This is a genomic window from Pedobacter sp. JCM 36344, assembly GCF_046546555.1.
In the GTDB taxonomy this organism is placed as follows: Bacteria; Bacteroidota; Bacteroidia; order Sphingobacteriales; family Sphingobacteriaceae; genus Pedobacter.
Genome location: NZ_JBKHKK010000013.1, coordinates 78,707 through 103,088 on the forward strand (window position 1 = coordinate 78,707; position 24,382 = coordinate 103,088).

The window sequence follows — 24,382 nt, forward strand, 5'->3', positions numbered from 1 at the left end:
GATGGTGACAAAAAATAAAATGCTGGCTTCATTCCTGATAATAGGAATGCAGGTCTTAAATGTTACGGCACAAACACCCGCTGGTATCGCTGTAAGAAACACCGATAACACGGCTACCAACGCTTTTTACGTCGGCAATAAAGCCCCATTGTTAAAGAACCATTTCATCAAATTACCGGTAGGAAGCATCACACCTGGTGGCTGGCTTAAGAACGTACTCGTTTTACAGAAAGACGGTCTTACTGGAAACCTTGGCGAGATCAGCATCTGGCTATCCAAAGATGATAATGCCTGGTTAAATAAAGATGGGAAAGGAAAGCATGGCTGGGAAGAACTTCCCTACTGGTTAAAAGGATATGCCAACATCGGCTATATGCTTAAAGACCCTAAAATGCTTGCGGAAACAAAATTTTGGATCGACGCAGTTTTGAAGAATCAACGTGAAAGCGGAGACTTTGGGCCTATAATAGAAAAAGGCAAAGGCAAAAGAGACTTATGGACAAACATGCCCATGCTTTGGTGCCTGCAATCCTACTACGAATACAGCAAAGATCCAAAAGTCATTGTCCTGATGACAAAATACTTCAAATGGCAACTAACTATACCTGACGAACTTCTGCTGGAAGATTATTGGGAAAATAGCAGAGGTGGCGATAATATCGTGAGCATTTACTGGCTTTACAACCGTACTGGCGACAAGTTTTTACTGGACCTAGCTACAAAGATGGACAAGAATACCGCCAACTGGAGACAGTCGGACAACCTGCCCAACTGGCACAACGTAAATATCGCTCAATGTTTCAGAGAACCTGGAACCTATTATCTACAAAGCCATAATGAGCAAGACCTTAAAGCGAGCTATAATAACCAGTTGTTGATTAGGAATATTTACGGACAAGTTCCGGGCGGTATGTTTGGTGGCGACGAGAACTCCAGGAAAGGATATGACGATCCCAGACAGGCAGTAGAAACTTGCGGAATGGTAGAACAGATGACCTCAGATCAAATGATGTTGGGCATTACCGGTGATACCTACTGGGCGGAAAACTGTGAGGATGTAGCTTTTAATACTTTTTCTGCTGCGTTTACACCAGACTACAAAGCGCTGAGGTATTTAACTGCACCCAACATGGTGATTAGCGATGCTAAAAACCATAACCCTGGTATCGACAACTCAGGCCCATTTTTGATGATGAACCCTTTCAGCTCCAGATGTTGCCAGCATAACCATGCGGCAGGTTGGGTTTATTATGCTGAAAACACCTGGATGGCCACTCCCGACAACGGCATTGCTGCTACCCTTTATGCAGAAAGTTCAGTAAAGGTGAAAGTGGGCAGCGGTGTTGAGGTTACCCTTCATCAGACAACCAAGTACCCATTTGAAGATCAAGTAAATATCCGAATCAATACACCGAAAGTTGTGAACTTCCCTTTATACCTCCGCGTTCCGGCCTGGTGCAAGGATGCAGTAGTGATGGTCAATGACAAACCTGTAAAAGTAGCGGCGACTGAAGGATATATCAAGTTGACAAACCTTTGGAAAAACGGAGATCAAGTAACGCTAAAACTACCTATGGCAATTGAAATTAGGGAATGGAAAAAGAACAAAAATAGTGTAAGCGTAAACTACGGTCCCCTTACCTATTCCTTAAAGATAGCGGAGAACTACATTATGAAAGACAGCAAAGAAACTGCTATTGGCGATTCACAATGGCAGCAAGGTGCTGACCCGAAGAAATGGCCATCTTACGAGATCCACCCGACTTCAGCCTGGAATTACGGATTAGTGTTAGACAAATTAAATCCTGAGCGTTCCTTTACAGTTGTAAAGAAATCATGGCCAAAAGATGGTAATCCATTTACTAATGGCAATGCACCGATTGAGTTAAAGGCCAAAGGGAAATTGATTCCAGAATGGAAAATAGACAAATTTGGTCTGGTAGACATCCTGCCGACCAGTCCAATCAGCAATTCGGAGTCGGAGACGGCACTTACACTTGTTCCAATGGGTGGTGCGAGACTAAGAATTTCAGCCTTTCCAGTCATAAAATAAGAAGTAAAACAATTAAGTTAAAAGGCTGGTATTTAATTGATACCAGCCTTTTATTTTTTCATACATTTGGCGCATTATTTTTTATTACGGATGAATAGTCATAAACACAGTCAAAAGTTAAGTGCAGCAGGTTTATTAATTAGTTTAGGTATCATTTACGGAGATATAGGAACCTCTCCCCTTTATGTTTTCAAAGCAATAATCGGCGAACGACTCATCACTCCAGATCTTATTCTAGGCGGATTGTCCTGCATCTTCTGGACACTTACCCTTCAAACCACTATCAAATATGTGGTAATTACTCTTCAAGCTGATAACAAAGGCGAAGGAGGAATTTTTTCACTTTACTCTTTGGTAAAACGAAAAGCCAAATGGCTGATCATCCCGGCGATGATTGGTGGGGCAGCTTTGCTTGCCGATGGGATCATGACGCCAGCGGTAACTATTTCCTCGGCTATCGAAGGACTTGGCTTAATCTATCATGATTTGCCGACCGTTCCAATTGTAATAGCGATTGTGACTGTCTTGTTTGTATTGCAACAGTTTGGTACTTCACTGGTTGGCAAAGCTTTCGGTCCAATTATGTGGTTATGGTTTACCATGATCGCCGTACTTGGTCTAGTATACGTTATGCAAATGCCGGAGATCCTCAAAGCGATCAATCCTTACTACGCTTATCACATTCTAACTACTAATCCGGAAGCTTTTTTAATCATAGGCGCGGTGTTCTTATGTACAACGGGAGCTGAAGCCTTATATTCTGATCTTGGCCATTGCGGTCGGGGGAATATCCGTACCAGCTGGGTATACGTTAAAACCTGTTTAATCCTGAACTATTTCGGTCAAGGTGTATGGTTATGGCATTTACAGGGAACTAAGCTGGGAGATGTGAACCCCTTTTACCAACTTATGCCAGACTGGTTCTTACTTTATGGGATCCTAATTGCTACTGTTGCAGCTTCGATTGCCAGTCAGGCCTTAATCTCCGGATCATTTACCTTAATCGCTGAAGCCGTGCGTTTAAACTTGTGGCCTAAAGTGAAGATCAATTATCCAAGTGAGCAAAAAGGACAACTCTATGTACCATCGATGAACTGGATCCTAATGGCAGGGTGTATCGTTGTGGTATTAATATTTGAAAAATCAGTTAATATGGAGGCCGCCTACGGACTTTCCATTACCGTGGCGATGTTGATGACCACAATCCTTGTTTCGGTGTTCCTGATGCGCAAAAAAGTGCCAATGTATATCGTTGTATTCTTTCTTGTTGTATACGGAATATTAGAGCTAACCTTCCTTGCTGGTAACGCTGCAAAGATTCTGCATGGCGGATGGTTTACTGTGATACTGGGATTGTCCATATTTGCAGTGATGTGGGCATGGACTAACGGTCGCCGGATTCGAAACAGGTACATGAAATTTGCGGACGTGGAGGAATTCTTCCCTATCCTGACTAACATTAGCACTGATGAATCCATTCCCAAATACGCCTCCAACCTGGTCTACCTGACCAGCGCGAACTTCAATACAGAGATTGAATCCTCAGTGATCTATTCCATCATTCAAAAACACCCTAAACGCGCTGATGTTTACTGGTTACTCCATGTTGACGTTACCGATGAACCCTACACAATGGAATATGAAGTGGATTATATGATCCCAGACAAATTCATTAGAATAGACTTTAGGTTAGGTTTCCGAGTAGAGCAACGCGTGAATGTACTCTTCAGAAAGGTTGTTGAAGAAATGGTTGCTGCTGGCGAGATTGACATTACCAGTAAGTACAAATCACTGGAAGCACAAAAGATCCCGGGCGATTTCCGTTTCGTTGTGATAGAGAAAAATCTCTCCAACTCGAATAGCTTACGTTTCATTGAGCGTATTACGATGTCCTGTCACCGGGTATTGAAGATGATGAGCATGTCTGAAAGGACAGGTTTCGGACTAGATTCAAGCTTCGTTACTACAGAACAGGTTCCATTAATTGTTGACATTCCAGAACCAATTCGCTTGAAGAGAGTGAAGTAACTTAAAGCATTTATTTATTTTAAAATTTATTTAACATCATAAAATAAAAATTCTATCTTTGCCGCTCTCAAAAGGAGAATGATTCCGTAGCTCAGCTGGTAGAGCATTACACTTTTAATGTAGTGGTCCTGGGTTCGAATCCCAGCGGGATCACAAGATTCAATATCAAAACAACACAAAGCCCTGCAAATCAAATGATTGTAGGGTTTTTGTTTTTAGGGAAAACACCAAAATATGCACCAATTCTCATCTAAATGGTGAGTGATTCGGTGAGTAGTTTTAAAAAAGTTCACGACTCACCGAATTAGTTATAACCAATTGTATTACAACTAGTTCAATAACTGTGCATCTTGTAAACGTCATTCTGCAACGCTAAATTTACATCGCTAATTAAATTGTTTTTAATGGCGATGTAGCTCTTGCCCAAAAATCGGGCTCGGGTTGATCACTCTTAATGTTCACATTATGAAAACTAATTTTAGCCTGCTCTTCTACATGAAGAAGCAAAAGAACTACATCAAGGGCGTTGCGCCAATCTACATCCGCATTACCGTCAACGTAAAAAGAGCAGAATCTTCAGCTGGTAGATCATGCAAACCAGACCCGCTGGAATTGCAAATCTAGAAGGTCTATCGGTACAAAAGAGAATTCCAGATCAATAAGCGCATATCTAAACCAGCTGCAGAATATGGTATATGATGCGCATGGAGCACTTCTTAAATCTGGACATGACATTACCGCTTAATCAATTAAAAAACATATTTTGGAGAAAACGATCAAACCTATTGGCTACCATAACCTAATGAATGTGTTCATATTCATTAGGTTTTTTATTGAGTATACTTGCTGTATCTTTTTTTTAATAGGTCCATCATCCAAATATTTACTTTCCACTGGTCTGCAACAGGCTTTTGTGTATATGGTAAAGCATTTAAATAGGGCGCCGGACCAAATTCTGGTGTAATGGTAAACAGAGCCGTTCCTTTCAGGTAATGCAGAGAAACAATCTCATCCCACCAGGTTAAATGGTAATTTAAAGCATCCTTCCACTCTGGTGCTCGCGGGTCGTTTACTTGTGGTCCCTGCGGATAACCTACTCGTGCATGGATATGATATGATCTTCTAATCGTTTCCTTCATCAATTCCGATAATTCGTTCTCCTGTAAATACGATTCGCTTACACAGCACCAGTGCGAAAAATCTGCATTCAGCCTAAGCGTTGAACAGGCATCCAAATAAGGCTTCATAGTTGCCGCACTGAACGAAAAACGTCCCCGATGAATTTCATGTACCAAGGGTATTCCTAGTGTTGATGCTGCTGTTAAATTCATTTGGATGATTTCCATATTTTGTTCAAAAGAAAAATAATCACGCCCAGTAAAAGAATTTATTTTTAACGGATCCATAGCCATTGCATTCTCCAGATAATAGGTAGTTTCTTTCAAGTGTTCTTCGAATCCACCATCCTTACCAGCTGCTGTTACCTGGGCAATAAACAAGAGTTGGTGTTCATTGAATTGCTTTTTCCAATCAGATTTTTCTTTTTTATTTGTAGCCACAACCATTTCTACCCCATCATAGCCTGCTGCACTAACTTTTGCAGCGAATATCTGTTTTGATAAGTGCTCGTGGCCCCAATGCGGGCAGAAGAATTTGATTTGCATATTTTTTATAGTACCAATGGATTTAACTCAGATGCAGCAAACTCACTAACGGGTAATTCCATTAACCAAGTTTTATGATCATTAACCTGCCATTTGTGCTGTGGCAGTGTAATACGTGCACCATCAGCGAAGTAAATGATCGTCATTACTTCGCGCATTTTTTTAGAATGGTTACCTGGTGCATTGTGTATCGTGAAGCCGTAATGGAAGGTTGCATCGCCAGCATCCATTTCTTCTGCTCTTGATACCTCTAAATTTTCATTTTTTATGTATTGCTCAAACTCTATCTGAGATTCATCTGATATTTCATTATTAAAAACACACCCCTTTTTATGCGATCCTGATGCGAAGGTAAGCATGCCCATTTCCGTATTAATATCCACTAAAGGCATCCACATAGTGATGGTATTATGTGTGTCTAACGGCCAGTAGTGTTGATCTTGATGCCATGGTGTTGGTCCTCCCCCAGGTTCTTTGAATAAAGCCTGATCGTGATAAATTCTCACATTCTCTACGTTCAATAAGTCTGCAGCTATTTTAGCCATACGTTTTGAAAGCACAAATTGCCTTACTCTTTCATCAGAGCACCATAAATTCATGACCTGCAAAAAGGCCTTACCATACGTATCCCGATCTTCTATTTTTCGCTTTTCTGTATTGTATTTATCGGCGGCATTGGCAATTACATTTCTGTACTCGCCTACTTCTTTTTTGTTGATGACACTTTTTATAAGTACATGTCCATTTTTGTGGAATTCGCTTATTTGTTGTTTTGAGATTTCTTTAAAACCATCTAATGTGGGTAAATTATTTAAGGTGGCTGACATTGATTTTAATTTTGATATGATCAAATTTAATGAATCAGAAATACCTAAAAAATGGATAAATTCTCAAATAAGTGGTTTATTTTAACCTTAAATTTCGTAAATTGACTTTTTGAAATAAAAAAGACCAATGAACAAGCCATCTTTCGAAGTGCTACAATCATTTCATCAAAATTCATTTCTGTTGAGATCATTTAAAGAAATGGCATTTACTGCCCCGTATCACTTTCATCCTGAATATGAATTGACTTTGATTTTAAAGGGTAAGGGTATGCGTTTTGTAAATCACAACATGGAAGATTACGTTAGTGGAGACTTAGTACTCCTTGGATCTAATTTACCTCATTGTTGGAAAACAGACGATATTATTGAAGGTGAGATAAATGCACATTCTATAGTGATACAGTTTTCAAAAGATTTTTTGGGAGAGCATTTTTTTTTCAAACCTGAATTTTCAAGTATTCAAGAACTTTTACAAAGGAGCGGGAATGGAATCAGATTCTCGGAAGAGATACAGCACATTACAAAAAAACGCATGATTGCTCTTGTAGAGGAGGAAAACAATTTTAAGCAGTTGATGAGCTTTTTAGAAATCTTACACGATCTATCTACCACAGAGTCTTTCAAATTGTTGAGTAACGACGCTATAAATGCACAGCAGTCATTGGCGGATAAACAAAGAATAAATCCTGTTTTTACTTACATAGTAGAAAATTTTAAAAGGAGTGTTTCGTTAAATATAGCCGCAGAAATAGCAAACATGACTCCGAATGCGTTTTGTAGATATTTTAAAAAGATCACACGTGAAACGTTTATGGAAACGGTGATCTCGTACAGAATTAATTATTCGGTTCAACAACTTGTTGACACCAACCAGCTTGTATCCCAAATCTGCTTTGATAGTGGTTTTACCGATATTTCTCACTTTTATAAATTATTCAAAACTAAGATGAAAATGAGCCCACTATCCTACAGAAAGAAATTCAACAAACAGATATAATTATGTTTTGAAAATGTTAACGTCACAAATATTGGAAGTAGCAAAATCAAGTGTGGAAGTTAAAGTATTTCGTATTTTATGTTTAGTCCAAAATAAACATCATAAAGAATATGATGACCAACGTATACGCGACCTAAAATATCACAAAACCATCATTCCTAGCCTTCTGCCCAGTAAAATCGGTAACGGTCTTAGTATGAAAGAGACTCTACTTTATACAATACACCCTTGTATGATGACTGAATTCATATAGCATGATATTTTCTCCAAAATATTTAATATCGAAATAACCAAATATATTTTGTTTTGGGCATCAGATAACATTTCCTCCGATTCCCAGAGCCCATTAATTACGATGATATTAATCCGTTATACTAGCAAAATCTGAAGCCATTAGTAGTGCAAAATCTGAAGCTTTAGCAAAAGATACAGCAAAAGTACCAGAAGCATCTATGTATTTGCAATAAAAAGTATCCGATTTTAGCAATACGTGCGGGTTGGTTATCATTGCCTTTTTGATAACCTGTGATTAGTGGTTTTGTTACCCTTTGTACATTTACAGCAAAATTTAACACAAAGCGAAATACTAAGCATTGATCAAAACGTGATCTTTATCTCCTTATAACCATTTTTTTATCGATTTGACAATTAGTTATCAAACAGTTCAATTTCGTACAATCCCGTAAATATTTTCTCGCCTCGATGTGAAAAAACAACCTTTATTTTTGATGTTTTAATATTTTTAAAAGTGGTTACGTTTAAATCTCCAATTGGCTGTGCCGGCTTTTTTATCATGCTTTTTACTGCTTTCCAATCCGCACCATTCCAATACAAGATCGTGTATTCTTGGGGAGGCTGTACCCCTGCCTTATCATTAAAAAAATATAAATATGCAGCATTTATCTCTTGTATTTTGTGAAAATCGAACTGAACCCAGTCACTTTTTGAGGGAGACTCGAACGTAGTCCAGCGAGAGTTTGGATGAGCTAAACCATCATTTATAAAATCTATATTGTCGAACTTTAAAGTGTAAGAGGCCGATACATTGGCCCGAGTTTTATATGCCAGGTTAGCAGTAACAGTTGTGATGCTATTTTGCAAATTTGCAGATATAGGGCCCCATGTTTCAAATTCAGAAATACCAACAGCCATACCGCTACCCAATTTCATTACCACCCTAAGTTTAGTCGTATTGATTTCATCAAAATAAATGGTATTGGCTTTATTACCCTCTTGCTGGCTAAGGACGCGTTTGAGTTTAAAACTTTGGCCCACACATTTCCATTTTAGTATTCTAAATGGTAAGTTCTAGGCACCTTTAGTTGAGAATCTTCTACGAAATATATCTTTACAGTATGCACCGGACGGACTGCTCCAAAATCGAATGCCTTGCAGCTGATCCACGTTTCTATGATGGTACCTCCAACATCTGTTCTGATAATACCAATAAGCATTTTCAAATTGTGATAAAGTTCCCTCCATTTAGTGTAGCATTAGGTTGAACACTAACTGTTTTTGGAACGTTAAAACACCTAATTAAAGGGTAGTTTGCCTGTGCGGTTTCTATTTGCATTAGCCGTAATATCGACTGGGAATTCCATGTTAGACTGCCCAGAGCATATCCACACATCGCCTATTAATACATCTTTAGAAGTAATCTCATTTCACCATTATTTTTTAATTCAAATGGACCACCTTCTTTTTCAGAGTCAAGATCAATTTTATTTTTCAAATTTATCTTCAATGGTATTTTTTAGCTATTTTTTAATTGAACAGCGATTTTTTCGCCTCCTTTTGCCCAACCCCACAGTGGAATTTTTTGGTTTCTTTATAATACCATGCCATTGGCAAAAAGTTCCGGCAGCTCAACATCCGCAAATCCAGAGAATAATAGCATTAAGAGCAGAAAAGTAAATTTCAATTTTATCGAATTTGTGTGATTAATGTAATTCCTTTAGGTAAGGATTATTTTTTGATTTTTACCAATCTGCATTTAAAAAGTGCGCCTGCAACATTATCTGGGTAAGCTTGGAATTTAACCTCAATTTTCTCCTTTCCTTTGGTCAATTCAAAGGGCAAAGGGTAAACATAATCAATAAATTTCCCAGGATTTTTTGCTGCTAATTCTTCTGTTTTTATAGTTTTACCATCTACAAGAATCTCAAATTTTCGGTTACCCCCATCACTACCATTATACGTGCAGTAAAGTGCTAAGGGTGTAGTGGGGTCGCATTTCATCTCAAAAGTAAACCAACCACCCTTTGGATCTTTTCGATAAGTAGCATCCCTAAATTTTTCGCCATCGTGTTCCCCAATTCCAGTATTTTCTCCTGTTACCTTGTGATCTAACTCTGGTTGTTGCTCACCTAAGCGCAGCATATCAACCGTAAGTATCTCTAATTCAGATTGTCTTCTTTGTTCGGTCTCGTAAGCTGATTTTTTTTCTGTCCATTGTTGCGCTGTAAATAAGTCCCAATAAACAATGTGTTTCTGATTATACATTTTGTAAAAAGGAATTAATTCTATTTCGTTCGGACGACCAACACCAACCGTTTTAAAGGATAATATTTTATTTTTTAAAGGTTTAATCCAAGTAGTTACAGGAGCTCCATTAGTAATTAGAACTGGAACCTGCGCACTGGTAACTTTACCCTTACCTAAAGCACCCGACATCAATAATGGCCCATATAAAACTGCTGTTTTATTTTCGTTGTCTTTAATCACCTCTGTATAAAGTTCCATTGGAAAGGTAGCCTCAATTTGATCTCCCTTTTTCCAAACACGATTTATAGTAATGTAGCTGCCTGCTTTGACATTTATTTTTAAAGGATTACCATTAACCTTCAATTGCATACCATGTGTAGCCCAAACGGGATAGCGAAGGTAGACTGTAAATTTCGAAGGCTTTTTTGAATCTATCTTAATGGTGGTCGTTTGATCTTCTGGATAATTTGTTTCTTGACGAATAACAATTCCTTTTTCTTTCCAATTCAGTTCAGACGGGATGAATAGGTTTACATATAAACCACCGTCTATACCCTTAAAATATATCGACTCACCATATTTAGCGTGGTTTTCAATTCCTGTTCCCACGCAGCACCAAAACGAATCGAAAGGCGTACTAAATACCTTTTCCTTTCCAGATTGTAAAGCTACATAGTAGCACATCATGCCAGTTTCTGGCTGTTGAGAAGCCAAAATATGATTATATAAGGCTCTTTCATAATAGTCTACCAATTTAACATCAGGTTGCCAAGTAAATAAATGTCGAACCATTTTTAGCAGGTTATACGTATTGCATGTTTCCGAAGTATTTGTACTTATCTGATTCGTAAGTTTACCTTTTTGAGAAAAATACTCATAATTACTGTTCCCCCCATTTACATAGGAATGGTCGTTTGTAACCGCCTCAAAAAAGAAATCAGCAATGTTATAATCTCGCTGATTACCAGTAAGCTCATATTGACGGGCAGAACCCAATACCTTTGGAATTTGAGTATTTGCATGTAATCCTCCTAACTGATCTACTCGATTTGCCAACGGATTTAATACTTTTTGATGATAAAATTTATAGGAAAGATCAAGGTATTTTTTATCTCCAGTTATTGCATATACTTCCGCCAAAGATTCGTTCATTCCTCCAAATTCACATTCCAGCATTTGCTGAAATTGAGAATCTGGCAATTTCATGAAATTGGTATAAGCCCAGTCCGACAATTTGATAACAATTTGTTTTGCTTTTTCATTTCCGGTATACATGTAGGCATCAATTAAACCGCCCCAAACTTTGTGCAACATATACCAGGGTACCCAACCGCCATTTAAATCAAAACCCGATGTTTTTACATTTCCCGACACTACTTCTTTCCATATCCGCTCCTCATCAGGTACACCACCTATGTAACCAGTTTTACGAGCAGTCTGACATTCTTCCAACTCGTCAACAATATAATTAGCCTTTTCTAAAAATAATTTATTGCCTGTAGAAGCATATTGTAACACCAAAGCAGAAAGATAATGACCTAACATATGCGAAGAAGTAGCCTCCCAACCGCCGTACAAAGATGCTTTAGCTTTTAGCCCTGAATTAATTCGCCAACGGTTTAAAAACCGGTCAGCATCTAACTGCAATAAATATTTAGCATTTACATCCATTGCCTTTTTAAAAGGGCTACCTTCCAATAAACGAATTGTATTTAAGTCAAATGGAAGCGCTTTTAAATTTATTTTAGGCTGAACTTTATATCTTGAAAAATCTTGTGCATGTAAGTCTGTAGACTCAAAAACAATACCTACCAGAAAAACCATTAGGGTGACATATGATCTCATTTTTTACATATTTATTAGGCTATTCATATCCATCATGAATGTTATAAACAACAATTTAGGCAAACATAAATATATGTCGTGAATAATAAGTATTGGATTTTAACTGATTATTCGTGATTTTTAGCAAAGGTCTTATTTACCTATGGGTTGACAGTTTTGGAATAAAACTCATTCCAAATGGAAGAAAAGATGTTGGAGCGGTTTAGCTCCACCGATGAGTTTAAGGAAGAACTGGTATTATTATTCATACATCATAATCAATCAGTAAAAGAGATAGTCAAAAATTATAACTTATCTAATACTTTTATTTTTAATGATTGGATTACCGTGTATAAAAAAAATTGGAGAAAACCGGAGGATGACTATTACTCGAAATAAACCGTAACTTTAACATTACAAATATAGAATCCATTGAAGATAATTTTCTTTACTCTTAATAAACTAGTATGTTGAAAGATCCGTAAAAGTCTCATGAAACAATGGCCTCAAATCAAAAACCTCTAAATCATTCATTAAACGAATTGGCCTTAATTATTGATTCGATCGATCGGGGTATTTACATTATAGACAATTTGGGCAATTGCACGTTTATCAACAAGGCAGCGCTTGACATGCTTGGCTATGATCTGGAAGCCTGTATTGGAACAAATATGCATCAGCTTATTCATTCCAAACGAAAAGATCGGAGTGATTATCCGGAAAATAATTGTTCTCTCTGTCAATCAAAGAGCAGCTCTTGTATTCAGGAACAACCAGCGGAAGTATTTTGGAAATCTGACGGTTCTTTTTTTTCCATCAGGTATTCCTCAAGCCCGATCATCGATCAGGGCATCTTAAAAGGACAGGCAATCGCCTTTAGTGATATCACAGAACAGAAAGCAAAAGACGCAGCGCTTGCTGAATCCGAAAGGAAGTATAAGTACATTTTTGAAAACAATCCGCTTCCTATGTTTATCTGGGATTTTGAAACGTTGAAAATCATTGACTGCAATCAGGAGGCGCTGATTAAATATGGATATACAAGGGACGAATTCTTAAAGTTGACTATAAGGCAGATAAGGCCGGAGGAAGACATTTCCTTGATTGAATCAGCTACAGTTCATGAAGAAATATACGGAAGTATCCATCGGCGTACTTGGCGACATGAGAAGAAAGACGGAAGTCTCATTAATGTTGAGGTCACCGGTCATGTCGTTGATTTTAATGGACGGCAGGCCTCGTTAGTACTCATTAACGATGTTACCGATAAATTTAAGGCAGAAAATGAACTAAAATCCTCTGAAGAGAAACTGAGAACAGCTACGGGGATTGCCAAATTAGGTTATTGGCAAACATATGTTAATGGAGATAACCGATATTGGTCAGATGAATTATACAAATATGGGGTTTATCAAGGGATTCCTTTGTTTTAAATAACGAATCCTTCCTGCAAACGATACATCCTGAAGACAGACAGCAATTTGTTTCGGCGCAAAAAACTTCAATGAAAGCGATGCAGGATATCGACTTAAAATATCGCATTATACTCCCTGATGGATTGGTTAAGTGGGTTCACGAAATAGGTAAAGTGATAAAAAATGAATCTTGGAATGCAGCTATTTTCCATGGGACGGTACAGGATATCACCGCTCAAAAACTATTATCATTGTCGCTGGAAGAGAGCAACCAAAGGTATTCCCTTGTAAGTCAAGCTACTTCAGATGCTATATGGGATTGGGATTTAGAAAAAAACACCTTATATTGGGGAGAGGGCTTTGAAAAGATTTTTGGTCACGACTCGTCTGACTCGTACTCCCCTATACGGTCATGGGCAGATTTTCTTCACCCGGAAGATAAGACTAAAACAATTGACGGAATTTATTCTGTTATCGGCGGAACTGATACAAATTGGAAGGACGAGTACAGGTATCTGAAATCCGATGGAACATATGCATACGTTGTAGATCGGGGGTTTGTCATTAGAGATAGTATTGGTATAGCGACAAGGATGGTCGGTGCAATGCATGATATTACGAAACACCAACAAGAAGAGCAGTGGTTAAAATTGCTGGAATCTGTAGTTGTCAATACGAATGATGCCATTTTGATTACAGAAGCAGAGCCTTTTGATGAACCGGGACCGCGTATTGTTTACGTAAACCAAGCTTTCACGAGAATGACCGGTTACACAGCCGAGGAATTTATCGGAAAAACACCACGAATCTTACAAGGGCCAAAGTCAGATAAAAAAGAGTTAAAGCGGCTGAGCGAGACCATTCGGAATTGGCAATCCTGCGAGGTTACAACCATTAATTATAAAAAAAGTGGCGAAGAGTTCTGGATTAATTTTTCCGTAACCCCAATCGCCGACGAGACCGGATGGTTTACTCATTGGATAACTGTGGCGCGGGATGTATCGCAACAAAAAAATGCAGACGAAGAATTAAAATTATTCGCAGATGAGCTTTTTAAAAGAAACAAGGAGCTCCAGCAATTCGGATACGTAATTTCTCACAATCTGCGTTCTCCGGTTGCGAATATTATGGGCATAACTGACCTGCTCCTTATGGGTAAAGATGACCCCGAGACTTTTGAGCATTGCGCAAAAAACTTAAAGATCGCTGTCACTAGCTTGGATGGCGTGATCAAGGACCTGGGCAAAGTCTTATCCGCAACGGATGGATCTGCTGCTTTAATACAAGAACCTGTAAACTTTCGAGAATTAATAGAAAACATCCAAATAGACCTTGCAAAAGCCATTGAACATTCAGGTGTGAAGATTCGATATTCGGGTGATTTGATCGTCTACCATTCAAGTAAGGCATATTTATATAGTATTTTTTTCAACCTCATCTCAAATGCAATTAAATATAGATCGGCCCACGTTCCTCATGTAATAATAAGTGCCCAAAATACCGAAGAAGGCTTAATTATACAAGTAGCGGATAATGGAATTGGTATCGACCTTGAAAAACATAAAGATGAAATTTTTAAGCCCTACAAAAGATTTGAAACTAAGGCCGAAGGAAAGGGTTTAGGGTTATTTCTTGTTAAAAGCCACGTCGAAGCGCTAAACGGTACGCTATCATTGGAAAGTGAGCTTGACAGAGGTACCACCTTTACTATTTGTCTTCCTCCAAATTAGCTAAATAATTTACTTCGGTTAAAAAGTAAAAGTTAGTGATCATTTAGATCTACAAAATTCCATTGCCATATTAGGGAATCTTTGCCCTCAAAATATGCTTCTAGCTCTCTCTGAGTCCTTAATTTGCAAAAAAAGTATAGTGCAAAAGGTTTTATTAACAAGTGTTCCCTATGTCGCAATAATGGGATCATAATTAATCCTCAAGCCATTTTCGAGCCAACTGAATCTGTAACTATCCGTTAATTGTGCATTTGTGTCAATTACAGCACACAAACAGATGAACATCGTAAAAATTCATTTCATTTCCTGAAATTTCAGGATCAAACCTACCGCCGGCAGAATCCCTATTACATCTGGTACCCAAACGTTTAATTTCCTGTAGAGCGATCTTGTAGGTCTCCTCTATGTCGTGTTTTGGTTCTATTCGAAGTTTACAGACCATGTTGATACGGTGTAATAATCTAATTTTTACTGACTATAACTTTTTGAATGGCATCGTCAATAAATACCTAGCAGTCATTTGTTTAGCATCACGGTATTCAGGTACACCAATAATGATGTGGTTTTGATAAGGGTTAATTTTAAATGTCTGATGCATCCTGTCCCAAAAGGAAAAGATTACGGAGTAATTACTATCCGTTTCATCCTTATTAATCGAATGGTGTATACCATGCATTCTTGGCGTAACGATAAGTTTATTAAGGTAAGTTTCCGTGACCGCAGGAAGTTTCATGTTGCTATGATGGAATTGGGTCGCAGCTTCAAAGACTAATTCATAAGCCAACACCTCTTTTGCTGTTGCACCAGAGAGCAAAACAAACAATCCTCTAAAAAAGACGGAACCGATCATTTCTCCAAAATGAAAGCGAAGTGCGGTATTGGTATCAAGGTCAAGATCGGTATGGTGTACTACATGAAAACGCCATAGCAACGGTACTCTATGGTTAAGCACATGCCAAAGATAATTTCCGTAGTCAAGAATTAGGAATGTGCAGATCAGACGAAGAAATGACGGTAACGGCAATAGATAACCTACACCGTAAGTTTTGTTTTTTAATGTCAGTTTTACCATCGCAGGAAGAAAAACGAAACGAAGCAAACCGAAAGCTGGCACAGCTACAATTGAATTGATTACTATTCTTTTGGTCAAAGGCTCAGTAGGTTTCCTAAGTTTCCTTCTCCGCTCAGCAACAAATAGTAAAACATAAATGGCAATCAGCAACGGAGCTGCTTTTTTATCAAATATCTTATTAATCAATCCCATATCAGTTATTTTTGCTTTGTTTTGGCTTTAGCCTTAGCTGAACCTGAATAAACTTCATATAAAACCATTCATTGAAAGTTTGCAACCATTCCATTAGCTAAAAATTTGATAAGCTTTCCGCAACAGGACTTTTATTATTGGGGTCAATCCCTCTGTCATGAGGTCGGTAATTAGGCTTTGATTAATTCGCGTTGCAACAGGGTACGCATAGATTTTGTTGAATATTACTTTCACTGAAAGGTTTGAGGCATTGGCCAGGACTAGTTCTTGTATGAGCTCCCCTGCATTTGGTGCAATCATAGTTCCTCCCAGCAACTTTTGTTTTTTAAACAGTCCCCTCTTGCTCACAAATAAAACTAATTTCCCATACCTGTAATCGTCAACTACTGCCCTATCATCTTTCTCAAAATCTTTCTCCAATCTGCGATAGTCGATACCCTGTTTTATTAGTTGTTTTTCTCTTAAACCGAATGTAGCTAGTTCTGGATTGGTGAAGGTAACCCAAGACATGTATTTATTATTTAGATCTTCCTTAAAGGGAGAAAAAAGATTATTTAGGACTAGTCGGGCATGAAACTCTGCTGCATGTGAAAACTGGAGATCGCCAGCAACATCTCCACAAACCATGACATTCTTATTGGTGGTTTTTAAATAACGATCGATTTTAATTCGATTATTTTCGACCACTATCCCTGCTTGTTCCAAATTAAGTGAAGCCAATGACAGTTCACGACCAATCGCTACAAAAACTGCATCGAACTGGATAAGTTCTGTTTGATTTGTTTTTGTTTTGATCAGGGCTTCGTTAGCCGACGTAAAACGCTCAATTTGTGTCTCTAATAAAAATATTATACCCTGTTTCTCCAACTGTTCCAATAAAATGGCGGTAACGATAAGATCATCCTGTTCCAGAATTGCCGCCCCATGATGTACCACAGTCACTTTACTTCCGAGGCTAGATAAGGCTTGCGCCATCTCCAGCCCGATAGGACCGGCGCCTATACATAATATTTTCTCGGGTAATGTGTCGAGATGGAAGATACTTTCATTATCAAAGTAACTTACCTTTTCTACGCCTTCAACACTAAGTTTACGAGGTTTCGAACCCGTTGCAATAACTATATTCCTACCCGAATATAGTTTTCCACTGACCGAAATCTCATGCTTTCCAGTGAAAGAGGCATTTCCCAAAGCCACTGTTATTCCTTGATCTCGCAACCACTGGGCATTTTCATGCTTTCTAATAAGCGATTGCTTTGAGCGGATATAATTAATTACTTTTTTAATATCTATTTTACCACTTACCTGGACACCAAATTGTGAAGCTTTCCGGGCATTCCTCACAAGTTTTGCAACATGTATCAGGGACTTACTTGGCACACAACCCTCATTTAGGCAGTCGCCACCAATGTCATGATCTGATTTGGAAACCATTAGCACTTTGAAGCCAGCTTGGTTTAAAAACAGCCCAACACTTAACCCGCCTGAGCCAGCACCGATCGCTATCATGTCATATTCGTATTTTACCATTTTATATAGATTAAAGCCCACCTATTTTGTTTTACCCCAATTTATGTTTGCGAATCAGCTGTTTGTATACTCTTAATAAATGTTGCTGCGGATACCCGAAATAATAAAGTGCCCAGATAAGAAAAAAGATACCCTGCATGCGATAGACCCCATTTTCGAGATATTTTCTTGCAGATGTTACAACAAAATCATTCATCACTTCAAATCTTCCGTATCTTTTTATCCGATGTATGATCTCTTGATCTTCCATTATCATCAGATCCTCTCGAAATCTACCACATTTATTAAATACATCCTTTGAAACGAAAAGACTTTGGTCACCAAACCGAACTGCGTTCACATCAAAGCGGGTAAACCAACTATTTGCTTTTAAAAACCAGTGATTACAATCGAAAGCCAACCTGAAACATCCGCTCAGCCTTCCTCTATTAAAGGAATTCAAGATAGAAACGTGAAAATGCGAAGGAGGTATGCTATCTGCATGCAGAAAATACAATATCTCCCCATTAGCAACTGATGCTCCATAGTTCATTTGCCTGGCTCTGCCCTTTTCGCTTGTTACAACAATCGCCCCTACCTGTAGGGCAGCATCAACAGTTCCATCAGTACTTCCCCCATCAACCACAATAATTTCCACAAACTCACCTCCACATGCAGCTATCGTATTTAGGATATTTTTTGCGATTACATCGTCTTCGTTAAATACTGGTATAATTATGCTGATCATTCGCTTATTATTGAGTTATTGATCGCCCATTCTTATTAAATCGCTCTCATTATCAATGTCTGATAATTCTTGAAGCGTTGTTGTTTTTAATCCCAATTTTTGGCATACATGCATGGTTTGGCTTAACACCATATCTGTGCTCCACTCAATATTTTGAAAAAGATTTTCGCAAGGAGCTTTTAGCGCCAATAAGTAGTATCCTCCATCTAACGCCGGACCGATAACAACATCGAAATGCTCGAGTTGGAGAAATGCACTTTCAATAATTTCGGAAGTTATTTCAAAACAGTCAGATCCTATAATGACAACCCGCTCGCTTCCGTTTTCAAAGGCATATTCAAATGCGTTTTTCATTCTTTCACCTAAATCGTTTCCAGTCTGAATTTGCTTTTTATAAATGGAATCATTCCATGTATCCTTAACTTCGAGGTAATCTGAATAAAAGACAATTGTTTTAGCCAAAAGGGAATGTGCACACTTTTCAGTGTAGACTAATAAACGCTGATAAATAGCTAACGCCTCATGATCACCTAAAGTAGCTGCTAGTCTTGTTTTCACCTTTCCTTTAACTGCATTTTTAACAAAAATTAGTAGTGAGTGTTTCATTTTACCTATTTAATTTTTAAATACATCAGCAACCACCAATACCCGCTTAGGTTTCTCTAAACCAATAGTTAGTCAGCCACTACACCACCACAACTTGAGCCTGCCCCAGCAGTGCATCCGTAGCAATGTTGTTTAAGCATAATATTTCTATTATTCAGTAAATCTAGATCGAAATCTTTAAGGTGTCTTGATTCGATTGTACTTACGGGAAGTTCGAGCATCTGGTTAAAATCACAATCGTAAAGAAATCCATCCCAACTTACGGAAATGGTATTTCGGCACATCACATTTTGAACGGCAGCGGGATTGAAGGCTGTGATGAGCTTTTCCATATATTTATCGTAATTGCCGGTCGACAGTAAATAATCAAGATAGCGGCTGATTGGCATATTTGTTATTGCATACAAGTTATTGAAACGAATACCAAACGTTTTAAAGAGTTCCTCTTTGTATTCCTTTTCCAATGCGTACTGCGATGGAGGTAAAAATGCACCTGCAGGGTTATAGACCAAATTAAGTTGTAATCCACTGTCAGGTACGCCATATCCTACTGCATTTAGCATTTGTAATGCTTTAATAGAGTCTTCAAAAACTCCATCGCCGCGTTGCCTGTCAGTACGGTTTTTAGTAAAGCTTGGCAACGATGATACGACCTGGACGTTGTGTTCCTTGAAAAATTCAGGAAGATTATGATATTTTTTATTTGCCAATAAAATCGTCAGATTACACCGAACAATGATGTGTTTATCTAATCTTTTGATCTCGGCAACAAACCAACGGAAGTTTGGGTTCATCTCCGGCGCGCCACCAGTAAGGTCAATTGTTTCAATAGTAGAATTCTCCAATACATTTAAACACAATTGCATAGTTTCTTTAGTCATGATCTCTTTTCGATCTGGACCTGCATCAACATGACAGTGCTTACAAACCTGGTTACACATTTTGCCCACATTTACTTGAAATATTTCTACTCCATTAGCTTGCAAAGGGAAATTACCCGTAGTTGCCAGTTTATCTTTAAATGAAGCATGCTTATGCATTCCCTCATCCTCCAATATTGCCAGCTGATTATGGGAATCTGCTAAATGGTGATTTAAGACCTTCAGTGACTTCATATCTTACATTCCGATCTCTTTTACCTTATTCATCATCTGTACACCATGCACCAAAACTGCGCCACCTTTGATTGCAGCGGCAACATGGACAGCTTCCATCATCTGCTGTTCACTATAACCCTTTTCATAAGCGTCGCTGCTGTAAGCATCTATACAGTACGGACACTGGACAGCATGAGCAACAGCAAGCGCAATTAATGACTTTTCCTTCGCGGTTAAATAACTGTCTTTAAATACATCTCCATAATAAGAGAAAAATTTGTCAGCCATCTCCTTTTGGTATTCGGCGATATTACCAAACTTGGGCAGATCGTCAGCGTTGTAATAATGATTTCTCATTTGTTTTATCCTTTTAAGTTTATAATTAACATTTTCGTACGTTTTTTTACCATTTTAAATTTTCGACTGCATTAACTAAAAATACTCCCTTGGTGCGATAACGTTGCCTTGCAAACGTCAGTATAACTTATTGAACATCGGCAGGAACACTTTTTTTTCTAAAAAATATCCACAGGCAAATCCATCCGCGCAATTTCATACTATTTTCCAAAATAGCGATCTTTTTGAAACGGACTAACCTCTCTCTCCCCATTTGGAATCGACACACAGGATAAAAAGTTAACGGCGATAGCTTTAGTGGCTAGTCCAATAGCCAGGCCGGTTTGCCACTTTTGAAGTTTGAACATACCAGATAAACAATCTAGTGGAACAAGGGTTTCCAATTTTAGATTTTGTTTGTTATCTATTATTTAGCCTAATACAGGTTAGATTTCGGGTAGCTCATGCCCAAAACCCGGTAATAGATTGAAATTTTCCGGATCCTTGAGTTGTGAATCGTAAATTTTATGATTGTAAGACCAATAGCAGCGTGGACGATACTAGACTAAATATTCAAGTAGCATAGTAAAAAGCCTCAATTGATTAGTATCTCATCTACAAACAACACTGGAGGCTTTCCTTTACCAGGATGCCACTCAGGCAATTTCTTTATAGTTTTTGCTACCAGCTTAATGCAAGACAACAACTGCGGCTTAAACTGTATCTCCATAGTTACTAACAATGGTTGATCTCCCTTCTTTGCTGCTGTGGGATGATTGGTTCCCAACAGTTTCAGGTGTTTTGAATCCTTCCCACCCCACACTTCTACAACCTGCGGCAATAAGGCGCTATTCTCCAAATGGCGGATGGCATTTAGGCCTACTGATTGTACCAAAACGGGTTGCTTAAAGAGCATTAGGGTTTCCATATTATTTTTGATGTACCCTGCCCAGCGGCCCTGAAAAATGTTTACAGTACCAAATTGACCGTCTATTAATGCAGGTGCTCTTCCTCCGTTGAGGTTCTCTTCCGGAAGCAGCACATTGCTGATGCTATCTGGTTTATAGCTACTTTTATACAGCGGAAACTCAATCATATCACTACTGATCCAGCCTTTCTTATAACTCCGCATTTTGAGTACAATATTGGTGCTCACCGGGATAGGATTTTTATAAAGCATTGCTTTTAAACTATCAGGATCGGAACCATCTAAAGTATACCTAATCTCCACCCCTTTAATAACATGCTTCAACTCCAAATTAAAAGCTTGTTTAAATAGACTGGATTCTACATTAAGCTTTGGTGGATTTAATTTAGAAGAAAATTGACCTGTGCCATCAAAACCACCAACTATGAGGATCTTCTTATATTGCTTTTGCAATTGTTTAATTTCTGCCGGACTTAGCTTTGTTTCCCATAAAATTAGACGTTTGATAGTGCTCTTAGCTGTATACTCATTAACAAATTTGAAGGTTACATCGGTACCTGAAAGCGACAAAGCACGCAGAGATGCTAGCTTCTTAAGGTATTTTAGTCCGCCGCCCTTTACCTTCGTGAAGTTAAGATTGAGCTTTCTCAAGTTTATAAACTCACTGATTTGCTTTAAGTATTCATCAGACACAGGCATACCACTCAAATTCAAAGAAATGATTTGCTTACGAATAGGCTCCAGCTCTTTAAGCACACTTAACTTAAAGCTTCCCTTATTAAAAATAGTGACCGATAAAGCAGGAGAGTTTTTGGCCAAAGGCGATACCGAACGATAATTGTTATTTAACTTCTTAACATCCTCTTCATTTGCAGCACTGAAATCATAATCTTCTTCCTCATCTATAATCGTTTCAACAGGCGTAAGATATATTGCTGCCAGAATCCTTAAAGAATCAGTATCTGCAAGTTCCAGCACCTTCTTCTTCAACTCTGCATTTTGTTGTACCCAAAATTTAAGGATGGCCATTTCATCGTTAGTCAGCTGCGCCTCATTTTTAGGAGGCATGTGTTTCTTTTCATCCATTGGCAGATGAATGCGCTGTAATAACAGGCTCATCTGGGCATTACCAGGCACATATAGTGGCCCGGTTTTACCTCCCTTTACAACAGATTGTGCATCTGATAGCACCAATCCGCCTTTAGCTTTTTCAAGGTTGTGACAGCTAAGACATTTTTGTGAAAAGATAGGCAGAATTACATCCTCAAACACCCTTGCTTGTTCGATAGGGACTTTAGGGATCGCTTTTGGTTTACTTATCGGTTCAAGTACAAAATTATCTCCATGTGTTAGTGTGCCTCCGTAATGGCCCGTTATAATCAACACCAATGTTAACAACACCGCCCCGGTTTTTGCTGCCGAAGCCTTATACCACAAAGCATTCCGACACCAATAGATCAATGAGCCGAGAAATACCACGCTAACTCCAGTCCATTTGTGCCAGTTAAGCAAAGAGCCTCCGTATGCCGGTTCTTTTGACAAGAATAATCCCATGATTACCGTTATAGCAGAAAACACTACGGAAGTAAGCATAAGGCCCGATGCGAAGCTTTGATAGAGGGGTTCTTGGGTATAAACGGACTTGAATCTAAAATACTCCAGTACCATGGCCAGCATAAGAAGTACGATTGGAAAATGGAGTAACATAGGATGCATCCTGCCGACTGGCATTAGCCACACCGGAACAATAACGCTGCTTCCAGCTATTAGCAGGAAAACGATAAACACATCAGCAGCCACTAGTAGATTTTCTGCAAAACCTTTAAGGGTCAATCTCATAGAATGCTATACGCGGGTAAATTTATAAGGATAGACTTTGCCTGACGCCCACTGCGCCACATATATGTTTTCGTCATCATCTATGCAAACGTCATGTGGGTTAGCGAAGATTTTATCGGCCTGCGCCATAGGTTGCAAAATATCATCTTTATATACGGGCGCAGTACCTCCGAGGTTAGACACGACTTTGTTGTTTTTGTCGAGTATAGTTACAAAGCCGGTATTTTCCTTATTTAGGTCTGGCGAGCGCAATACGGCTGCATATAGATGATCTTTATGGATTACAGGCCTGCAAACGCAGGCACCGGGCAATCCAATCACCTCCAAAAGGTTACCCTGCATATCAAACCTTTTGAAGCAATTGCGGGTACGGTCTGTTACCAGTAAAGTTGGCTTTTCTTTACGTTTATCAATACACACACCATGAGCGTTATCAAGGTTTTTGGTTTCTTCACCCCGCCCGCCGAAATGACTGATCAGTTTACCATCTGCGCTATAATGAAATATGTGTTGTTGCCCATACCCATCAGCAATAAAGAAGCTACCATCTTCTGCAACTGCAGTTTCTGTAGGCACAAACTCCTCTATTTTTTTATAAAGACCAGTTTCCATCGGACAATCGATGGTCATGATCACCTTTCCATCCAGTGTAGTTTTATAAACCTGATGGCGATTGGTATCTGTTATAAAAAGGTATTCTTTGCCATTTTCTTTGGATAGCGTGAGTCCATGTCCACCCGGAAAATCATGCCCCCAGGATTCGAGTAGCTTACCTGATTTATTATAAATTAAGACATTATTTTTGGTTTCATTGGTAAGTAAAATAATGCGCCCTTTGCCATCCTGAACCATTTCATGACAATCATTTACAGGATTAACAGAGGGATTCAACTGGCCCCATTTAGTATCCATACTGTATTGCATTTTATTGTGCCCGTAGACTGGTCCTTTCGGCTTTGCCAGCATGTCTTTAGCAATAAAAAAGCTTGCCGAAACAACAGTAGCGCTTTTGATAAAAGTTCTTCTTTCCATA

The 24,382-nt window shown here is 38.6% G+C and carries 20 protein-coding genes and 1 tRNA gene; 8 read left to right on the forward strand and 13 right to left on the reverse strand.

Features of this window, described 5'->3' with window-relative positions; genetic code table 11:
* Position 1: 1 nt before the first annotated feature.
* From ACHFIZ_RS13395 to ACHFIZ_RS13410, 4 genes are all read left to right on the forward strand, one after another.
* Complete coding sequence (locus tag ACHFIZ_RS13395) at positions 2-2,053, forward strand: beta-L-arabinofuranosidase domain-containing protein (protein ID WP_410886672.1); 2,052 nt, start codon at positions 2-4, stop codon at positions 2,051-2,053.
* Between the two features lie 90 nt (positions 2,054-2,143).
* Positions 2,144-4,081: a KUP/HAK/KT family potassium transporter gene (locus ACHFIZ_RS13400; protein WP_410886674.1), complete on the forward strand. Its 1,938-nt coding sequence runs from the start codon at positions 2,144-2,146 to the stop codon at positions 4,079-4,081.
* A gap of 80 nt (positions 4,082-4,161) precedes the next feature.
* Positions 4,162-4,234: transfer RNA gene (locus ACHFIZ_RS13405), tRNA-Lys, on the forward strand.
* A gap of 312 nt (positions 4,235-4,546) precedes the next feature.
* Positions 4,547-4,705: an Arm DNA-binding domain-containing protein gene (locus ACHFIZ_RS13410; RefSeq protein WP_410886676.1), complete on the forward strand. Its 159-nt coding sequence runs from the start codon at positions 4,547-4,549 to the stop codon at positions 4,703-4,705.
* A gap of 206 nt (positions 4,706-4,911) precedes the next feature.
* On the opposite strand, the gene ACHFIZ_RS13415 is transcribed toward ACHFIZ_RS13410, so the two are convergent.
* Together ACHFIZ_RS13415 and ACHFIZ_RS13420 are read right to left on the reverse strand one after the other, a co-directional pair.
* On the reverse strand, positions 4,912-5,745 hold the full coding sequence (locus ACHFIZ_RS13415; protein ID WP_410886678.1) for a sugar phosphate isomerase/epimerase: 834 nt from the start codon (positions 5,743-5,745) through the stop codon (positions 4,912-4,914).
* A gap of 5 nt (positions 5,746-5,750) precedes the next feature.
* Positions 5,751-6,572 carry a phytanoyl-CoA dioxygenase family protein gene (locus ACHFIZ_RS13420; RefSeq protein WP_410886680.1) on the reverse strand — a complete coding sequence of 274 codons (822 nt, stop codon included), beginning with the start codon at positions 6,570-6,572 and terminating at the stop codon, positions 5,751-5,753.
* A 127-nt stretch (positions 6,573-6,699) separates the two neighbouring features.
* Between ACHFIZ_RS13420 and ACHFIZ_RS13425 the strand changes: the two genes are divergently transcribed.
* Positions 6,700-7,569, forward strand: a complete 870-nt coding sequence (locus ACHFIZ_RS13425; RefSeq protein ID WP_410886682.1) for an AraC family transcriptional regulator — start codon at positions 6,700-6,702, stop codon at positions 7,567-7,569.
* Positions 7,570-8,217: 648 nt separating this feature from the next.
* Here the strand turns inward: ACHFIZ_RS13425 and ACHFIZ_RS13430 are convergent.
* On the reverse strand, positions 8,218-8,844 hold the full coding sequence (locus ACHFIZ_RS13430; RefSeq protein WP_410886684.1) for a discoidin domain-containing protein: 627 nt from the start codon (positions 8,842-8,844) through the stop codon (positions 8,218-8,220).
* Between the two features lie 690 nt (positions 8,845-9,534).
* Positions 9,535-11,898: a beta-L-arabinofuranosidase domain-containing protein gene (locus tag ACHFIZ_RS13435; protein WP_410886686.1), complete on the reverse strand. Its 2,364-nt coding sequence runs from the start codon at positions 11,896-11,898 to the stop codon at positions 9,535-9,537.
* A gap of 177 nt (positions 11,899-12,075) precedes the next feature.
* On the opposite strand from ACHFIZ_RS13435, the gene ACHFIZ_RS13440 reads away from it, so the two are divergent.
* From ACHFIZ_RS13440 to ACHFIZ_RS13450, 3 genes are all read left to right on the forward strand, one after another.
* Positions 12,076-12,276, forward strand: coding sequence for a hypothetical protein (locus ACHFIZ_RS13440; protein ID WP_410886688.1), 201 nt, complete (start codon positions 12,076-12,078; stop codon positions 12,274-12,276).
* Between the two features lie 101 nt (positions 12,277-12,377).
* Positions 12,378-13,310: a PAS domain-containing protein gene (locus tag ACHFIZ_RS13445; protein ID WP_410886690.1), complete on the forward strand. Its 933-nt coding sequence runs from the start codon at positions 12,378-12,380 to the stop codon at positions 13,308-13,310.
* A gap of 23 nt (positions 13,311-13,333) precedes the next feature.
* Positions 13,334-15,022 (forward strand): PAS domain-containing protein, encoded by a 1,689-nt coding sequence (locus tag ACHFIZ_RS13450; protein ID WP_410886747.1) that lies wholly within the window; start codon positions 13,334-13,336, stop codon positions 15,020-15,022.
* A gap of 475 nt (positions 15,023-15,497) precedes the next feature.
* Here ACHFIZ_RS13450 and ACHFIZ_RS13455 read toward each other — a convergent pair whose 3' ends face one another.
* The 9 genes from ACHFIZ_RS13455 to ACHFIZ_RS13495 all read right to left on the reverse strand — a co-directional run bounded on the left by ACHFIZ_RS13455 (position 15,498) and on the right by ACHFIZ_RS13495 (position 24,381).
* Positions 15,498-16,286, reverse strand: coding sequence for a sterol desaturase family protein (locus ACHFIZ_RS13455; RefSeq protein ID WP_410886692.1), 789 nt, complete (start codon positions 16,284-16,286; stop codon positions 15,498-15,500).
* 93 nt (positions 16,287-16,379) lie between these two features.
* Complete coding sequence (locus ACHFIZ_RS13460) at positions 16,380-17,816, reverse strand: dihydrolipoyl dehydrogenase family protein (RefSeq protein ID WP_410886694.1); 1,437 nt, start codon at positions 17,814-17,816, stop codon at positions 16,380-16,382.
* Between the two features lie 31 nt (positions 17,817-17,847).
* Positions 17,848-18,543: a TIGR04283 family arsenosugar biosynthesis glycosyltransferase gene (locus ACHFIZ_RS13465; protein ID WP_410886696.1), complete on the reverse strand. Its 696-nt coding sequence runs from the start codon at positions 18,541-18,543 to the stop codon at positions 17,848-17,850.
* A gap of 15 nt (positions 18,544-18,558) precedes the next feature.
* The gene (locus tag ACHFIZ_RS13470) at positions 18,559-19,149 is read right to left on the reverse strand and encodes a TIGR04282 family arsenosugar biosynthesis glycosyltransferase (RefSeq protein WP_410886698.1); all 591 of its coding nucleotides are present in this window, start codon (positions 19,147-19,149) and stop codon (positions 18,559-18,561) included.
* A gap of 68 nt (positions 19,150-19,217) precedes the next feature.
* Positions 19,218-20,264, reverse strand: coding sequence for an arsenosugar biosynthesis radical SAM (seleno)protein ArsS (arsS, locus tag ACHFIZ_RS13475; RefSeq protein WP_410886700.1), 1,047 nt, complete (start codon positions 20,262-20,264; stop codon positions 19,218-19,220).
* Positions 20,265-20,267: 3 nt separating this feature from the next.
* Positions 20,268-20,603, reverse strand: coding sequence for an arsenosugar biosynthesis-associated peroxidase-like protein (locus ACHFIZ_RS13480; RefSeq protein WP_410886702.1), 336 nt, complete (start codon positions 20,601-20,603; stop codon positions 20,268-20,270).
* 200 nt (positions 20,604-20,803) lie between these two features.
* Complete coding sequence (locus ACHFIZ_RS13485; RefSeq protein WP_410886704.1) at positions 20,804-20,950, reverse strand: hypothetical protein; 147 nt, start codon at positions 20,948-20,950, stop codon at positions 20,804-20,806.
* A gap of 227 nt (positions 20,951-21,177) precedes the next feature.
* Positions 21,178-23,349 carry a c-type cytochrome domain-containing protein gene (locus ACHFIZ_RS13490; protein ID WP_410886706.1) on the reverse strand — a complete coding sequence of 724 codons (2,172 nt, stop codon included), beginning with the start codon at positions 23,347-23,349 and terminating at the stop codon, positions 21,178-21,180.
* A gap of 6 nt (positions 23,350-23,355) precedes the next feature.
* Complete coding sequence (locus tag ACHFIZ_RS13495; protein ID WP_410886708.1) at positions 23,356-24,381, reverse strand: hypothetical protein; 1,026 nt, start codon at positions 24,379-24,381, stop codon at positions 23,356-23,358.
* Position 24,382: the final 1 nt, after the last annotated feature.

What these genes read in the sequence shown, in the direction of transcription:
- ACHFIZ_RS13425 (WP_410886682.1), top strand. Translation starts at nt 6,700, where the DNA reads ATGAACAAGCCATCTTTCGAAGTGCTACAATCATTTCATCAAAATTCA.
- ACHFIZ_RS13495 (WP_410886708.1), bottom strand. Translation starts at nt 24,381, where the DNA reads ATGGAAAGAAGAACTTTTATCAAAAGCGCTACTGTTGTTTCGGCAAGC.
- ACHFIZ_RS13445 (WP_410886690.1), top strand. Translation starts at nt 12,378, where the DNA reads ATGGCCTCAAATCAAAAACCTCTAAATCATTCATTAAACGAATTGGCC.
- ACHFIZ_RS13410 (WP_410886676.1), top strand. Translation starts at nt 4,547, where the DNA reads ATGAAAACTAATTTTAGCCTGCTCTTCTACATGAAGAAGCAAAAGAAC.
- ACHFIZ_RS13420 (WP_410886680.1), bottom strand. Translation starts at nt 6,572, where the DNA reads ATGTCAGCCACCTTAAATAATTTACCCACATTAGATGGTTTTAAAGAA.
- ACHFIZ_RS13480 (WP_410886702.1), bottom strand. Translation starts at nt 20,603, where the DNA reads ATGAGAAATCATTATTACAACGCTGACGATCTGCCCAAGTTTGGTAAT.
- ACHFIZ_RS13460 (WP_410886694.1), bottom strand. Translation starts at nt 17,816, where the DNA reads ATGGTAAAATACGAATATGACATGATAGCGATCGGTGCTGGCTCAGGC.
- arsS (WP_410886700.1), bottom strand. Translation starts at nt 20,264, where the DNA reads ATGAAGTCACTGAAGGTCTTAAATCACCATTTAGCAGATTCCCATAAT.
- ACHFIZ_RS13415 (WP_410886678.1), bottom strand. Translation starts at nt 5,745, where the DNA reads ATGCAAATCAAATTCTTCTGCCCGCATTGGGGCCACGAGCACTTATCA.
- ACHFIZ_RS13400 (WP_410886674.1), top strand. Translation starts at nt 2,144, where the DNA reads ATGAATAGTCATAAACACAGTCAAAAGTTAAGTGCAGCAGGTTTATTA.
- ACHFIZ_RS13435 (WP_410886686.1), bottom strand. Translation starts at nt 11,898, where the DNA reads ATGAGATCATATGTCACCCTAATGGTTTTTCTGGTAGGTATTGTTTTT.
- ACHFIZ_RS13465 (WP_410886696.1), bottom strand. Translation starts at nt 18,543, where the DNA reads ATGATCAGCATAATTATACCAGTATTTAACGAAGACGATGTAATCGCA.
- ACHFIZ_RS13490 (WP_410886706.1), bottom strand. Translation starts at nt 23,349, where the DNA reads ATGAGATTGACCCTTAAAGGTTTTGCAGAAAATCTACTAGTGGCTGCT.
- ACHFIZ_RS13470 (WP_410886698.1), bottom strand. Translation starts at nt 19,149, where the DNA reads ATGAAACACTCACTACTAATTTTTGTTAAAAATGCAGTTAAAGGAAAG.
- ACHFIZ_RS13440 (WP_410886688.1), top strand. Translation starts at nt 12,076, where the DNA reads ATGGAAGAAAAGATGTTGGAGCGGTTTAGCTCCACCGATGAGTTTAAG.
- ACHFIZ_RS13485 (WP_410886704.1), bottom strand. Translation starts at nt 20,950, where the DNA reads ATGTTCAAACTTCAAAAGTGGCAAACCGGCCTGGCTATTGGACTAGCC.
- ACHFIZ_RS13455 (WP_410886692.1), bottom strand. Translation starts at nt 16,286, where the DNA reads ATGGGATTGATTAATAAGATATTTGATAAAAAAGCAGCTCCGTTGCTG.
- ACHFIZ_RS13395 (WP_410886672.1), top strand. Translation starts at nt 2, where the DNA reads ATGGTGACAAAAAATAAAATGCTGGCTTCATTCCTGATAATAGGAATG.